The organism is Streptomyces achromogenes, from assembly GCF_030816715.1.
Lineage (GTDB): Bacteria > Actinomycetota > Actinomycetes > Streptomycetales > Streptomycetaceae > Streptomyces > Streptomyces achromogenes_A.
Genome location: NZ_JAUSYH010000001.1, coordinates 4,744,544 through 4,759,583 on the forward strand (window position 1 = coordinate 4,744,544; position 15,040 = coordinate 4,759,583).

A 15,040-nucleotide genomic window follows, 5' to 3' on the forward strand; every position below is an offset into this window, starting at 1 on the left:
TTCCGTGGCGGGACGGCAGGCAAAGAGGGATGCGACGGCCGTCCCACAGGGCGGCGGTCAGTGTGCGAACGCCTTGCGGAGCCGTTCCGCCGCTTCCGTCAACACCTCAGTGCGTTTGCAGAAGGCGAACCGGACGAAGGTGGCGCCCGCCTCGCGGTGGTCGTAGAAGACCGCGTTCGGGATGGCGACGACGCCCGCGCGCTCCGGCATGGCGCGGCAGAAGGCGAAGCCGTCGGACTCGCCGAGCGGACGAATATCGGTCGTGATGAAATACGTCCCGGTCGGCCGGAAGACCCGGAAGCCCGCGTCGGCGAGTCCCGCGCTCAGCAGGTCCCGCTTGGTCCGCAGGTCGTCACGGAAGGCCGAGAAGTAGGCGTCGGGCAGGCGCAGCGCTTCGGCGACCGCGTACTGAAACGGGCCCGCGCTGACGTAGGTCAGGTACTGCTTGGCCGTCCGGACGGCGGTCACGAGTTCTGCTGTACCGGTGACCCAGCCGACCTTCCAGCCGGTGAAGGAGAACGTCTTGCCGGCCGAGCCGATCGTGACCGTGCGCTCCCGCATCCCGGGCAGCGTCGCCGGCGGCACGTGTGCGGCCTCGTCGAAGACCAGGTGCTCGTACACCTCGTCCGTCACGACGAGCAGGTCCCGTTCCACCGCCAGCTCGGCGATCGCGGTCAGTTCCTCGCGGGTGAGGACCGTGCCGGTCGGGTTGTGCGGGGTGTTGATCAGCAGCAGCCGGGTGCGGTCGGTGACCGCGTCGCGCAGCTCGTCCAGGTCGAGGCGGAAGCGCTCCTGCTCGGCGTCGGGGCGCAGCGTCACCGGCACGCGCGTGGCGCCGGCCATCGCGATGCAGGCCGCGTAGGAGTCGTAGTACGGCTCCAGGGCGATCACCTCGTCGCCGGGCTCGAGCAGGGCGAGCAGCGTCGCGGCGATGGCCTCCGTGGCGCCCGCGGTGACCAGGACCTCCGTGTCCGGGTCGAACGAGAGGCCGTAACGGCGGAGCTGGTGGTCGGCGATCGCCGTGCGCAGCTCGGGCACTCCCGGGCCCGGCGGGTACTGGTTGCCGCGTCCGTCCCGCAGCGCCCGCACGGCCGCTTCCCGGACCTCCTCGGGGCCGTCCGCGTCGGGGAAGCCCTGGCCCAGGTTGATCGAGCCGGTCGTCGTCGCGAGGGCGGACATCTCGGCGAAGATCGTCGTCCCGAACTCGGCGAGACGGCGGTTCAGGAAGGGGCGCGCGGGAGAGGTCATGGCCGTCATCCTGCGCCGAAGCTCCGGAGTCCTCAACTCACCGCGGAGCACGCGGGGGAGAACGGCCCCGCGCAAGACGCTCGGCTGGGGAGACCCCGGCCGAGCGTCGTATGTCTCGGGATCAGGCGGGCGGACCGTCGAAGGGGGACCAGTCGGACCAGGCGGCGTCCGGATCGGTGCTCACCTTCCACGAGGACACCGAACCGGTGTCGGTGCCGACCACGATCTGTGGACGGCCGTCCGTCAGGGTGGCCACACCTACGCTGCGGGCTGATCCGGGCAGGCCGTTGAACTTTGTCCAGTCGGCCCAGGCGGCGCTCGCGTCGGTGGCCACCTTCCAGGTCGTCCAGAGTTCGCCGCCGTCGGTCACCGCGAATATCTGCGGCCGTTCGTCCGTGAGCGGGGCCGCAGCGAGCGACACCACACCGCCGTGGTCGAAGGTGAACGACTGCCAGGAGGTCCAAGCGGCACTCGGGAGCTCGCTCACCTTCCACCTGGTGAACAGCCCATGGTTGCTTCCCGCGAACATCTGCGGGCGGCCGTCCGTGAGCCGTGCTGACGTCATGCTTCGAACAGACATGTGATCCGTCTCCTTTTCTGAACGCCCGGACAGGCGTTCGCGTCCCTCCCCTCCACTCCAGCGTTCGTGCGGGCGTGCGGATCCGCAAGCGGAGCACTCGGCGGCACGTGGCGGCTCGTCGCAGGGAAAGAACACGGCCCACAGACGGCCCGGTGAGACTCTGACGGCCCATGAACTGCCCTTCCGCGCAGGGCGGTGGCCGTTGCCCGAGAGAACCCTCTGGAGTTCCTCAACTCTGCTTTGGCCGCAGGGCGGGGCGGGCATCCCCCGTTCACGCGGCGCTCGGACGCCGCGCGAGGCGCCCACGGGGGGCCGCTTCGGGGGACAGGGAAGGAGGGTGACGCCATGTTCTTGGGCCTCATCCTGGCGGTGATCGTCATCGGGTTCGTGGTGGCCGTGGCGGCCAACGCGCGCAATCGCAGCTCCGTGCGGTCCCGCCGCGGCGGCCGGTCGCGCGGGGGTGACTCCTCCAGCAGCTCCGGCAGTTGGTGGGCGGGCGGCGCGGCCGGCGGGAGCGGCGCCTCCTGCAGTTCCGGCAGTTCCGGCAGTTCCGGCGGGCACCATGGCGGCCACCACGGCGGGCACTCGTGCGGCGGCTCGTCCTCGTCCTGCGGCGGAAGCTCGTCGTGCGGCGGCGGATCGTCCTGCGGCGGGGGCGGCGGATGCGGCGGAGGCAGCTGACACGGGGCAGCTGAGCTCCCCGCGGGGAGCCGCATCCGGACCGCGGGGCCCGGCCGGCCACGGGCCCCGCGGTCACACCATGTGCCCGGGGCGGGCGCGAACGGCATGTGCCCCGCCCGCCTGGGCGTACGCCCAGGTTGAACAGTTGAGCTGTGGAGCCCCCCGAGGGATGGAAACCCCATGAAGTTGGGTAAAAACGCTGTTGCGGCCCCACACTTCATGATTCCCTCTAAAACACCGACGCAGCCCCTCACACCCTTCGGGCGTCCCGAGCGGACGACCTCCCGGGACCGGGCTGACCGGGGCGGTTCCCGGTGTCGACCGGGGTGCGCCGGACCTTCCTCCTCTTCTTTGCGTCTCCGCGGAGCCGACCCATGCTCACGACCCTGAACACCTCCTACACCGACACGCGCGCGGCCGATCTCGCCTGGGCACTGGGGCGTGAACCGCTGCCTGCCCTCGCCACCCTCGACCTCGAACTGAACAACTCCAAGCTTCAGTTGAGACTGCTCGGTGCGTCGCACCAGGTGCTGCTGGAGGAGGAGCAGGCCAGTTGTTCGGAGACGGTGGCCTGCATCCCGGGCAGCAGCACCCCGCTCCCGCTGGGCGTCGCCAAGCGGGTCGGCGGCTGGGAGTACGAGTTCGCGGCGCGCGTCGAGGAGCTCTCGCCGGACCAGTTCGCGAGCCGCGCCCAGGAGCTCCTGGCCCTCGTCTCCGAGCACCCGTACGGTCTGGCCGGCGTCTTCCCCGGCAGCCCGCACGCCTTCACCGCACTGCTCGCCCAGCGCCACGAGGGGCATGTGCACTGGCGTACCTGGCACGCGTACCCGCAGGACGGGCAGCTGGTGGCGACGAGAACGCGGGTGGGCGTGCGCGTGCCGGTGTGCGCCGAGATCCCGTCCGGCGGGTGAGGCGTGGACCGGCGGCCAGGACCGGTGGGCCAGGACCGGCCAGGAACGGCGAGGGCGGGGCGTGGACCGGTGGGGCGACGCCGTGTGGGCGACGCGCTGCGGGGCCGGGGGCGGCCCGCCTGTCGCCGGCTGGGCCTGTCGCCGGACTGGCCTGTCCTCGGCCGGGCACGGCATCGGCCCGCCTGTCGCCGGCGGGCCTGACGGGTGGGGGACCCGGCGGCGGCCCGCCTTGCGGTGACTCAAACGTGTGACCGCCCGGACGCCCCGAGTTCCACACGTGTGGGTGACGAAGGGCACCCGTGCCGTGACGTAACGTCGCAGTCGTGATCGAACCGTACGCACCGGCCCCGCCCGGCGCTCCGCCGCCCTGGCGGGGTCCCGCGCGGCTCCCCGTCCGGCCGGACACCGGGCGGCTGATGGTCCTCGCGTGCGTCTTCGTCTGCGCGGCCTGCGGTCTCGTCTACGAACTCGAACTGGTCGCGCTGGCGTCCTACTTGATGGGCGACTCCGTCACCCAGGCCTCCGTCGTGCTGTCGGTCATGGTCTTCGCGATGGGCCTCGGCTCCCTCGTCGCGAAACGGCTGCGCCGGTTCGCCGCGGCCGGCTTCGGAGTCCTGGAGGCGGCCCTCGCCCTGGTCGGCGGGTGCAGCGCCATGGCGCTGTACGCCGTGTTCGCCTGGACGGGCGGCTGGGGCGGCCTGTGGGCCGACGGCTCCCGCATCCTCCTCGTGGCGTTCTCCCTCGCCATCGGCCTGCTCATCGGGGCCGAGGCGCCGCTCCTCATGGAGCTGATCCAGCGCATCCGGCGGCAGGACGCGGGCGGCGCGGTGGCGGACCTGTTCGCCGCGGACTACGTGGGCGCGCTGGTCGGCGGCCTCGCCTTTCCGTTCCTGCTGCTGCCGTTCCTCGGCCAGCTGACGAGCTCCCTGCTGGTGGGCGCGGTCAACGTGGTCGCCGGGGCCGCCCTGGTGCTGGGCCTGTTCCGGCGCGACCTGACCTGCCGGGCCCGCTGCCTCCTGCTCCTCGCCAACATCGCCGTCCTCGGCGTCCTCGCCTCCGCCGCCGTCCTCGTCGACGACTTCGAACGGGCGGCGAGGCAGGCGGTGTACGGCGGCGACGTGCGGGTGGCGGTGCAGACGGGCGTCCAGGAGATCGTGCTGACCGGCGGCGCCGACGGCCGCCCCCTCGACCTCTATCTGGACGGCCGCCTCCGCTTCGCGGGCCGTGACGAGCGCAGGTACCACGAGGCGCTCGTCCAGCCGGCGATGAGCGGCCCGCACGCGCGCGTGCTGATCCTCGGCGGCGGCGACGGTCTCGCCGCCCGCGAAGCCCTCGGCCGGCCCGGCGTGCGCCGCGTCGACGTCGTCGCGCCCGACCCCGGACTGGTCCGGCTGGCCCGCACCGACCCGGCCCTGTCGAGCCTCAACGGCCACGCCTTCGGCGACCCGCGCGTCCTGGTGGCCGCCGGGGACGCCTTCCAGTGGCTGCGCGGGGCCCCTCCGGCGACGTACGACGTGGTCGTCGCGGATCTGCCCGATCCCGGCATCACGGCGAGCACCAAGCTCTACTCCCAGGAGTTCTACGGTCTGGCCCGCCGCGTCCTGGCTCCCGGCGGCCGCCTCGTGGTGCACGCCGGACCGGTCGCGAGCCGGCCCCGGGTGTTCTGGACCGTCGAGGCGACGCTGCGCGCGGCCGGCCTGCACACCACCCCCTACCGGGTGGACGGCCGCGGCACCGGCCGCACCGGCGGCCCCGACCGCCTCGCCGGCGACGCCTTCCGGGCCCCCCGCGACTGGGGCTTCGTCCTGGCCGCCGCCGACGCCCGCCCGCCGATGCGCCTCGACGCGCGCGAGCGCCCTCCGCGCACGCTGACCCAGGCGGCCCTGATCGCGGACGCCCGGGCGGCCGAGGCGGACCGGGTGTCCGGAGTGCCGTCCTCGACGCTGGTGCACCCGCGGTACTGACCTGACGCCGGTGCGGTGGGGGTACTGGCATGACGCCGGTGCATCCGAGGTACTGGCGTGACGCGGGGCGGGCGAGGTACTGACGTGACGCCGCGTGCCGTAAAGGGGACGCGCCCGGCGGCGGAAGGCGAACCGGCCGGTCGCCGGACGGGGAGCGGGGCGTCGACGCGGTCGTGCGGGGCGTACCACCCGCCCGGTCCCGGGGGAGGCCGAATCCGGTTTCGCCGGGTGCTTTCCGGTCCCGCGTGGGTAGGCTCGGGACTTATGGAGCAAGAGGTGTTCGTTCCGGTTCCGGCCGAGCGACTGAGGGCGGCCCTCGCCGATCCCGCGCAGGTGGCCCGTGCGGTTCCCGGGCTCCAGCAGGACGCGGGCACCGAGCCCGTCGCGGGCCGGCTGAAGGTGCGGATCGGCGGCCACACCATCACCTACCGGGGGACGGCACGCGTCTCGGCGCGCGAGAACGGCGGCTACGCCGTGGAGGGCGACGGGACGGAGGTCCGCGGCGGCGGGACGGTCAAGCTGAGCCTCGCCCTCCGGCTGCGGGAGGCCGACGCGGGCACCACGCTGCGCTTCGAGGGGACGGCGTCGGCGGACGGCCGGGTCGCGGAACTGCCCTCCGAGGCGGTCGACTCGGCGGTTGCCCGGCTGCTCAACCGTTTCGCGGCGAATCTGGGAGTGTCGGCCGCCGCGGACGAGCAGACCGAATCCGGCACGAGCGACGGCACCGGCCCCGAGGACGACGTCCGAGGCGATCACCAGGACGGTCAGAACGCCGCCGCCCCGGTGGCCGGCACCCCCGACGCCAGGGACGACGCCGATCGGGACGCCGACGCGCGAGACGCCGACGCGCGAGACGCCGGTGCGTCCGACGACGTCGCCGATCCGGACGCCGCGGACGACGTCGACGAACCCGTGGTCCCCGCGACCGTCTTCGAGACGGCGGCGCTCCCCTCCGAGCTCGAGGACCTCACGGGCCCCGCGCAGCCGCCCGCCGAGGCCGCGCACGCGCGCCGCACGATGATCGGCCGCAGCGCCGAGGAGGTCGACCACGCTCCGCCGCGCGGGCGCTACGCGCCGGTCCCCGCCCCGCAGACCGTCATGCCGAACAGCGCGCTGCGGTGGGCGGCCCCGGCGGCCGCACTGGTCGTGGCGTCCGCGATCGTGGTCGGCAGGGCGCTGCGCCGGCGCGGTTAGGACGGATCGGGGCCGGTCCGGGGGCGGCCCGGCCCGTCCGCGGGCCCTGCTCCTCAGGTGGCCCCGACCGCCCCAGTAGGGTCGTCCCGTGAGTGACGAAGAGATCACGCTGACCGCGGGCGACGCGGAGGCGACCGTGCAGCCGGGCAACGGCGGCCGGGTCGGGGGGCTGCGCGTCGGCGGCCTCGAACTGCTGCGCCAGGGCGAGCGGTTCGGCTGCTTCCCGATGGTCCCCTGGTGCGGGAGGATCCGCGACGGGTACTTCCACAACGGCGCGACCGTCCACCGGATGCCGCTCAACGCCGCGCCGAACGCCATCCACGGCACCGCCCGCGACGGCGCCTGGAAAGTCGCCCGGCGCACGGCCGACGAGGTCGTGCTGACGTACGAACTGGTGGCGCCCTGGCCCTACCCCGGCCTGGTCACCCAGGTGTTCGCGCTGACCGAGGACGCGCTGACGATCCGGATGTCCGTGGAGACGTACGACTCCTCCTTCCCGGCGCAGATCGGCTGGCACCCCTGGTTCAACCGCAACCTGGGCGGCCCGGACGCCCAGGACGTGCGGGTCGCCTTCGACCCCGCCTGGCAGGAGCAGCGCGGCGACGACCATCTGCCGACCGGTGAGCGCGTCGAGCCGAAGCCGGGCCCGTGGGACGACTGCTTCGGCATGCCCGGCGGCGTCGACGTCACCCTCACCTGGCCCGGGCAGCTGGAGCTGAAGGTGACCAGTCCCGAGAAGTGGGTCGTCGTCTACGACGAGCAGGAGGCGGCGGTGTGCGTGGAGCCGCAGACCGGCCCGCCGAACGGACTGAACACCCTCCCGCGCCTGGTCACGCCGTTGGAGCCGCTCGAGGCCGCGACGACCTGGTCCTGGTCGCGGCTCTAAGCTGAGGGGCATGACGGACGTCAACGGAACAACGCCGCCCGGCGCACGCGGCGCGCTGCTGCAGCTGATCAAGGACAAGGCCGTGGTGCACGGCAAGGTCACCCTGTCGTCGGGGCTGGAGGCGGACTACTACGTCGACCTCCGCCGCGTCACCCTCGACGGGGAGGCCGCCCCGCTGGTCGGGCAGGTGCTGCTCGACCTCACCGCGGACCTCGACTTCGACGCGGTGGGCGGTCTGACCATGGGCGCCGACCCGGTGGCCGGCGCGATGCTGCACGCGGCCGCCGCCCGCGGCCGCAGGCTGGACGCCTTCGTCGTGCGCAAGGCGGCGAAGGCGCACGGGCTCCAGCGGCGCGTCGAGGGCCCGGAGATCAGGGGCCGCCGGGTCCTGGTCGTCGAGGACACCTCCACCACCGGCGGCTCGCCGCTGACCGCGGTGGAGGCCGTGCGCGAGGCGGGCGCGGAGGTGGTGGCGGTGGCGACCATCGTGGACCGGGCGACCGGAGCGGACGAGAAGATCCGCGCGGGCGCGGGCGTGCCCTACCTGTTCGCCTTCTCGAAGGACGAGCTCGGCCTGGACTGACCCGGCCCCGCCCAGGGCTCTCGCCCGACCGGCGCACGGGCTCACGCCGAACCCCCCTGGGGCCGTGCCCGACCCTTCCGGGGCCGTGGCCGGCCCGCCCAGGGCTCTCGCCTTGACCCGCCCTGGGGCCGTGCCCGACCCGCCCTGGGGCCGTGCCCGACCAGCCCCGGGGCTGTGCCCGACCCGCCCTGTGGACAGGGCCTGGACCATTCGTGCAGGTCTGGGAAGATGGGGCCGACGACGACGTCGAACCCCAAGGTCTAGGTCAGGGCCGCAGTACGCACATCGCCGACCGCACAATCAAGGAGCGGACAGATGCCCATCGCAACCCCCGAGGTCTACAACGAGATGCTCGACCGGGCGAAGGCAGGCAAGTTCGCCTACCCGGCCATCAACGTCACCTCGACGCAGACCCTGCACGCGGCGCTGCGCGGCTTCGCCGAGGCGGAGAGCGACGGCATCATCCAGATCTCCACGGGTGGCGCCGAGTTCCTGGGCGGCCAGTACAGCAAGGAGATGGTCACGGGTTCCGTGGCCCTCGCCGAGTTCGCGCACATCGTCGCCGAGAAGTACCCGGTCACCGTGGCGCTGCACACGGACCACTGCCCGAAGGACAAGCTCGACGGGTACGTACGTCCGCTGCTCGCGGTCTCCGAGGAGCGCGTGAAGGCGGGCCGCAACCCGCTGTTCCAGTCCCACATGTGGGACGGTTCCGCCGAGACCCTCGCCGACAACCTGGCCATCGCGCAGGAACTGCTCGCCCGCGCCGCCGCCGCGAAGATCATCCTCGAGGTGGAGATCACCCCGACCGGCGGCGAGGAGGACGGCGTCTCGCACGAGATCAACGACTCCCTGTACACGACCGTCGACGACGCCGTGCGCACCGTCGAGGCGCTCGGCCTGGGCGAGAAGGGCCGCTACCTGCTGGCCGCGTCCTTCGGCAACGTCCACGGCGTGTACAAGCCGGGCAACGTGGTGCTCCGTCCCGACCTGCTCAAGGAGCTGAACGAGGGCGTCGCCGCGAAGTACGGCAAGCCGGCCGGCTCCCAGCCGTTCGACTTCGTCTTCCACGGCGGCTCCGGCTCCACCGCGGAGGAGATCGCGACCGCGCTGGACAACGGCGTCGTCAAGATGAACCTCGACACGGACACGCAGTACGCCTTCACGCGTCCGGTCGCCGACCACATGTTCAAGAACTACGACGGCGTCCTGAAGGTCGACGGCGAGGTCGGCTCCAAGAAGACCTACGACCCGCGCACCTGGGGCAAGCTGGCCGAGGCGGGCATGGCCGCGCGCGTCGTCGAGGCCACGCAGCACCTGCGTTCCGCGGGCCAGAAGATCAAGTAACCCTCCGGTGCGGTCCCCCAGGGGACCGCACGGACTCGCATCGCACCGGGCCCGGCGTTCGTCAGCATCCTGTCTGACACGCCGGGCTCGCTGTATACCTGGGGGCATGCCCGACGTCCGGCTGGCCTCACCCCGCGGCAGATGGATCCTGCTCACCACCGTGCTCGGCTCCAGCATGGCCTTGCTGGACTCGACCGTCATCAACGTGGCGCTGCCGCGCATCGGCCGTGACCTGGACGCCGACCTCGCCGCCCTGCAGTGGACCGTCAACGCGTACATGGTGACGCTGGCCGGGCTGATCCTGCTCGGCGGCTCCCTCGGCGACCGCTACGGGCGGCGCAAGGTGTTCGTGGTGGGGGTGGTGTGGTTCGCCGCCGCCTCGCTGCTGTGCGGGCTGGCCCCGAACGCGGGCGTGCTGGTGGCCGCGCGGGCGCTGCAGGGCGTCGGCGGCGCCCTCCTCACCCCGGGTTCCCTCGCGCTCATCCAGGCCTCCTTCCACCCCGACGACCGGGGGCGGGCGGTGGGGCTGTGGTCGGGGTTCGGGGGCGTCGGCGCGGCCGTCGGGCCGTTCCTGGGCGGCTGGCTGGTGGACGGTCCGGGCTGGCGGTGGGTGTTTCTGCTGAACCTGCCGCTGGCCGCGGTGTGCGTGCCGGTGGCGCTGCGGCACGTTCCCGAGTCGCGGGACCGGCTCGCGCACGGCCGGTTCGACGTCCTCGGCGCGGTGCTCGGGGCGCTCGCGCTCGCGCTGGTGACGTACGCGCTGATCGAGGCGCCGGGCGGTTCGGCTGCCGTCGTGGCGGCGGGCGTCGCCGGAGTGGCGGCCGGGGCGGCGTTCGTCGTCGTGGAGCGGCGGCGGCCGGACCCGATGATGCCGACGGACGTCTTCGCGTCCCGCCAGTTCACCGCCGTCAACCTGGTCACGCTGTGCGTGTACGCGGCCTTCGGCGGCTTCTTCTTCCTCTCCGCGGTCCAGTTGCAGACGGTGGTGGGCTGGTCGGCCCTCGGCGCCGGCACGGCGCTGCTGCCGACGACCGTGCTGATGCTGCTGCTGTCCGCGCGCTCCGGCGAGCTGGCCGAGCGGATCGGGCCGCGGCTGCCGCTCACCGTCGGGCCGCTGCTGTGCGCGGCCGGGATGCTGCTGATGCTGCGGGTCGGGCCGGACGCCTCGTACGTCGCGGACGTGCTGCCCGCGGTGCTCGTCCTGGGCCTGGGCATGGTGACGCTGGTCGCTCCGCTGACCGCGACCGTCCTGGCCTCGGTGGACGTCGGCAGGGCCGGTCTGGCCAGCGGAGTCAACAACGCGGCGGCGCGGGCGGCGGGCCTGGTCGCGGTCGCCGCGCTGCCCCTGCTGACGGGCATGGGCCCTGAGACGTACCGCTCGGCGGACGCCTTCGACGAGGCGTTCGGGCAGGCCATGGTGATCTGCGCGGCGGCGCTGGCGGCGGGCTCGCTGACGGCGTTCCTCACCGTGCGGCGGCCGCCGCCGGAATGCCGCAGGCCGGAGTGCAGGACGCACGGCAGCGTCCTGGCCCCGCCGATCGAGGGGCAACAGGCGCGCAAGCGACTCGGGTAGGGGGCACCGGTCCGGCGGAGTGGGGCATCGGGCGTGCGAGCGACTCGGGTAGGGGGGCACCGGTCCGGCGGTGTAGGGGGCGCCGGTCCGGCGGACGGGCGTCTGGCGCGGGGCGGGGAGTGGAGGAGACTGGAGCCATGTCGATTCACGAGAACCTCCTCGGGGGCCCGCCCCCGACCCACCTGCCCGACGACCCCGAGCCGCGCGCGCTCCTCGCGAACGGGACGGCGCCCGCCGACGTCGCCGCGAAGTACCCGACGTCCTCGCTGGCCTGGGCCCGGCTCGCCGACGACGCGTTCGAGCGGGGCAGTGTGGTGGAGTCGTACGCGTACGCCCGTACGGGGTACCACCGCGGCCTCGACAGCCTGCGCCGCAGCGGATGGAAGGGGCACGGACCGGTGCCCTGGGAGCACGAGCCGAACCGCGGCTTCCTGCGCGCCCTGCACGCCCTCGCCCGCGCCGCGCAGGCGATCGGCGAGCAGGAGGAGTACGAGCGCTGCTCGCAGTTCCTCAAGGACTCCTCCCCGACGGCCGCCCAGACCCTGGGCTAGACCCGGAGCCAGTCCCTGGGCCAGGCTCTGAGCCAGTCCCTGGGCCAGCCCCGGGGCCAGGCCCTGGGACAGTCGTTCACCTGCGCGTTCGTCCGTGTGCTAGGGCGCGGCCCGTCCGGTGTGACCGGACGGGCCTTGCGTTTTCGGGATGCCATTGCGCACTATGTGGCCGTGGGGACCGGGGCCCCCGTGTCGGTAACGGCAGGGGCGGACCGCTACCCGGAGTACAACAGGAGACAGCGATGTCCCACCAGGCTCAGCCCCACGAGGCTTCGGAGCCCGAGACCCCGCATCTCGACTTCGCCGGCACGACGCCGTACGAGGACTACGTCAAGGCGGACGTGCTCACCCACCTCCAGCACACCCTCTCCGACGATCCCGGAGAGATGGTCTTCCTGGTCACGACCCAGGTGATGGAGCTGTGGTTCACGGTCATCGTCCACGAGTGGGAGACCGCGGCGCAGGCGCTCCGCGAGGACCGGGTGCCGGTGGCGGTCGACGCGCTGAAGCGTTCGGTCCGCGAGCTGGAGGCGCTGAACGCCTCCTGGCGGCCGCTCGCCCAGCTGACCCCCGCCCAGTTCAACTCGTACCGCTCGGCGCTCGGCGAGGGTTCCGGCTTCCAGTCCGCGATGTACCGCCGCATGGAGTTCCTGCTCGGCGACAAGTCCGCGTCCATGCTGGTCCCGCACCGCGCCGCGCCGCGCGTGCACGCCGAGCTGGAGAAGGCGCTGCACGAGCCGAGCCTGTACGACGAGGTGCTGCGGCTGCTGGCCCGGCGCGGCCACGCGATCCCGTCCGCCGTCCTGGAGCGGGACGTCTCCGGGCGCTACGAGCCCTCGGCGGAGGTCGAGGCGGTGTGGACGGCCGTGTACGCGGGCGACGAGTCCGACGAGGTCGCCCGTCTGGGCGAGGCACTGACGGACGTCGCCGAGCTGGTGTGGCGCTGGCGCAACGACCACCTCGTCGCCACCCGTCGCGCGATGGGCGCCAAGGCGGGCACCGGCGGCTCGGCCGGGGTGGCCTGGCTGGAGAAGCGCGCGCAGAAGAACGTCTTCCCCGAGCTGTGGACGGCGAGGTCCCATGTCTGACCTCGCCCGCACCGCACAGCAGTTGGACGCGGGCGACGAACTGGCCGTCAAGCGCGCCCAGTTCGTGCTCGACGACGGGGTCTACCTGGACGGCAACTCGCTGGGCGCGCTCCCGCGGTCCGTCCCCGGCCGCGTGGAGGACGTCGTGCGACGCCAGTGGGGCGCGCTGAAGATACGTTCCTGGGACGAGAGCGGCTGGTGGACGGCGCCCGAGCGGATCGGCGACCGGATCGCCCCGCTGGTGGGGGCGGCGGCCGGGCAGATCGTGGTCGGCGACTCCACGAGCGTCAACGTCCTCAAGGCGCTGGTGGGCGCGGTGCGTCTGGTGGACGACGCCCGCGACGAGATCCTCGTCGACGCCGCCACCTTCCCCACCGACGGCTACATCGCCGCGTCGGCGGCCCGTCTGACCGGCCGCACGCTGCGGCCGGTGCATCCGGCAGAGGTCCCTGGGGCGCTCTCCGGGCGGACGGCCGCCGTGCTGCTCAACCACGTCGACTACCGCACGGGCCGGCTGCACGACCTGCCCTCGCTCACCGCCGCCGTGCGCGCGGCGGGCGCGGTCTCGGTGTGGGACCTGTGCCACAGCGCGGGCGCCCTGCCGGTCGGCCTCGACGAGCACGGTGTGGACCTCGCGGTCGGCTGCACCTACAAGTACCTGAACGGCGGCCCCGGTTCGCCGGCCTACCTGTACGTCCGCCACGGTCTCCAGGACCGCTTCGACTCCCCGCTGCCCGGCTGGAACTCGCACGCCGAGCCGTTCGGGATGCGGGAGGCGTACGAGCCGGCGGCGGGCGCCGCGCGCGGGCGCGTCGGCACCCCCGACATCCTGTCGATGCTCGCCCTCGAGGCGGCCCTCGAAGTGTGGGACGGCGTGTCGATCGCGGCGGTGCGCGCCAAGTCGCTGGCGCTGACGGACTTCTTTCTGGAGTGCGTCGCCGCCTGTGTCCCCGAGGGGCGGGTCGAGTCGCTGACTCCGGTGCGTCACGAGGAGCGCGGCAGCCAGGTGGCGCTGCGCTGCGAGGACGCCGGCGACGTCATGAAGCGGCTGGTCGAGCGCGGGGTCGTCGGCGACTTCCGCAGCCCGGACGTGCTCCGGTTCGGCTTCACGCCGCTGTACGTCGGGTTCGCGGACGTGGAGCGGGCGGCGCGGACGCTGGCGGCGGAACTGGGCTGACCTGGCGGAGGGGCGGCACTGATCCGACGGAGGAACAGCGCCGTCCCGACGGAGGAACAGCGCTGACCTGACGGAGGAACAGCACTGATCCGACGGAGGATCTGCGCTGACCTGACGGAGGATCTGCTGACCTGGCGAAGTGACCCGGTCGGCTGAACCGGCAGGGTCCCCAGGGCGTACCTAGGGGTACGCCCTGGGGGTTTCCCGGCGGGCGGGCCTGCCGGGGTGACGGATCAGCAGAACCGTTTACCTCTCACCGTGCGTGACATCCGCGTGTCCGCGCACGTCACGGGCCTGGTACCGTCCCGGCCAACGGCCGAATTCTCTCCTGGTCCGCCAAATCTTCTTCGCCGCTGAGAGGTTGGAGCATGCCGGACGACGTTGTCGCAGCCCGGGCCGCCGCCGAGGAGGCGTCGGCCTTCGCGCATCCGCCCGTCGAGCCCGACGTCACCGCGGCGTACGGCGACCACCCCGACCAGGTGATCGACTTCTATGTCCCGCGTGCGCAGGCCGGCCCGGGCGGCTCGGTCCCGCTCGTCGTCGTGCTGCACGGCGGAGCCTGGCGGGCACCCTACGACCGGCGGCACATCACACCCTTCGCGGGCTATCTGGCCCGGCGCGGCTTCGCGGTGGCCAACGTCGAGTACCGGCGCGGGGACGGGAGTTCGGACCCGGGGTCGACTCCGGTCGCCGGACGCTGGCCCGACACCTTCGACGACGTCGCGGCCGCCCTGGACGCGCTTCCCGGCCTCGCCCGGACGGCCGTGCCGCAGGCCGACGCGCGCCGGACGGTGCTGACCGGCCACTCGGCCGGCGGCCATCTCGCGCTGTGGGCGGCCGCCCGGCATCTCCTGCCGGCCGACGCGCCCTGGCGCACCGGTGACCCGACCTCGCTGCGGGGCGTCGTCGCGCTGGCCCCGATCGCCGACTTCGCGGTCGCCGGGAAGCTGGACGTGTGCGGCGGGGCGACCCGCCAACTCCTGGGCGGTGACGAGCACTTCGAGGTGCGGCGGCCGTACGCCGATCCCGCCCTGCTGCTGCCCACGGGCGTCGCGACCACGCTGGTGCAGGGTCGTGCCGACGAGGTCGTCCCGCAGGCGGTCGCCGAGGCCTACGCGGACGCGGCGGCGAAGGCGGGCGAGGTGGTGGGCCTGACCCTGCTCGAGGACGTGGGCCACTTCCCGCTGATCGACCCGGCGGCGGACGCGTGCGCGGTGGTGGCGGAGGAGATCGCCCAACTGGCGTGGTGAGCACCTG

Annotated in this window: 14 protein-coding genes; 12 read left to right on the forward strand and 2 right to left on the reverse strand. The window is 73.5% G+C overall.

What is annotated here, in order from left to right:
• Positions 1-57 precede the first annotated feature (57 nt).
• Together QF032_RS21350 and QF032_RS21355 are read right to left on the reverse strand one after the other, a co-directional pair.
• The gene (locus tag QF032_RS21350) at positions 58-1,257 is read right to left on the reverse strand and encodes a pyridoxal phosphate-dependent aminotransferase (RefSeq protein WP_307057087.1); all 1,200 of its coding nucleotides are present in this window, start codon (positions 1,255-1,257) and stop codon (positions 58-60) included.
• 112 nt (positions 1,258-1,369) lie between these two features.
• On the reverse strand, positions 1,370-1,828 hold the full coding sequence (locus QF032_RS21355) for a hypothetical protein (RefSeq protein ID WP_307044811.1): 459 nt from the start codon (positions 1,826-1,828) through the stop codon (positions 1,370-1,372).
• Between the two features lie 345 nt (positions 1,829-2,173).
• On the opposite strand from QF032_RS21355, the gene QF032_RS21360 reads away from it, so the two are divergent.
• From QF032_RS21360 to QF032_RS21415, 12 genes are all read left to right on the forward strand, one after another.
• Entirely contained in the window at positions 2,174-2,509 is a 336-nt protein-coding gene (locus QF032_RS21360; protein WP_307057089.1) for a hypothetical protein, read from the forward strand.
• A gap of 374 nt (positions 2,510-2,883) precedes the next feature.
• A complete protein-coding gene (locus tag QF032_RS21365) occupies positions 2,884-3,420 on the forward strand; it encodes a DUF2617 family protein (protein ID WP_307057091.1) in 537 nt (178 codons plus the stop codon).
• A 323-nt stretch (positions 3,421-3,743) separates the two neighbouring features.
• Positions 3,744-5,384: a polyamine aminopropyltransferase gene (locus QF032_RS21370; RefSeq protein ID WP_307057093.1), complete on the forward strand. Its 1,641-nt coding sequence runs from the start codon at positions 3,744-3,746 to the stop codon at positions 5,382-5,384.
• Between the two features lie 264 nt (positions 5,385-5,648).
• Positions 5,649-6,578: an SRPBCC domain-containing protein gene (locus QF032_RS21375; protein WP_307057096.1), complete on the forward strand. Its 930-nt coding sequence runs from the start codon at positions 5,649-5,651 to the stop codon at positions 6,576-6,578.
• Positions 6,579-6,666: 88 nt separating this feature from the next.
• Entirely contained in the window at positions 6,667-7,464 is a 798-nt protein-coding gene (locus QF032_RS21380) for an aldose epimerase family protein (protein WP_307044818.1), read from the forward strand.
• 10 nt (positions 7,465-7,474) lie between these two features.
• Positions 7,475-8,047: an orotate phosphoribosyltransferase gene (gene pyrE, locus QF032_RS21385; protein WP_057577908.1), complete on the forward strand. Its 573-nt coding sequence runs from the start codon at positions 7,475-7,477 to the stop codon at positions 8,045-8,047.
• A 315-nt stretch (positions 8,048-8,362) separates the two neighbouring features.
• Complete coding sequence (fbaA, locus tag QF032_RS21390) at positions 8,363-9,394, forward strand: class II fructose-bisphosphate aldolase (protein WP_306950265.1); 1,032 nt, start codon at positions 8,363-8,365, stop codon at positions 9,392-9,394.
• Positions 9,395-9,500: 106 nt separating this feature from the next.
• On the forward strand, positions 9,501-10,967 hold the full coding sequence (locus QF032_RS21395) for an MFS transporter (protein ID WP_306950264.1): 1,467 nt from the start codon (positions 9,501-9,503) through the stop codon (positions 10,965-10,967).
• 137 nt (positions 10,968-11,104) lie between these two features.
• On the forward strand, positions 11,105-11,518 hold the full coding sequence (locus tag QF032_RS21400; protein WP_307057099.1) for a DUF3151 domain-containing protein: 414 nt from the start codon (positions 11,105-11,107) through the stop codon (positions 11,516-11,518).
• Between the two features lie 242 nt (positions 11,519-11,760).
• A complete protein-coding gene (locus QF032_RS21405; RefSeq protein ID WP_306950263.1) occupies positions 11,761-12,606 on the forward strand; it encodes a tryptophan 2,3-dioxygenase family protein in 846 nt (281 codons plus the stop codon).
• Positions 12,599-13,783, forward strand: a complete 1,185-nt coding sequence (kynU, locus tag QF032_RS21410; protein WP_307044820.1) for a kynureninase — start codon at positions 12,599-12,601, stop codon at positions 13,781-13,783. Before QF032_RS21405 ends, kynU begins: the two co-directional genes overlap by 8 nt.
• A gap of 368 nt (positions 13,784-14,151) precedes the next feature.
• Positions 14,152-15,033, forward strand: a complete 882-nt coding sequence (locus QF032_RS21415) for an alpha/beta hydrolase (RefSeq protein WP_307044822.1) — start codon at positions 14,152-14,154, stop codon at positions 15,031-15,033.
• Positions 15,034-15,040 lie beyond the last annotated feature (7 nt).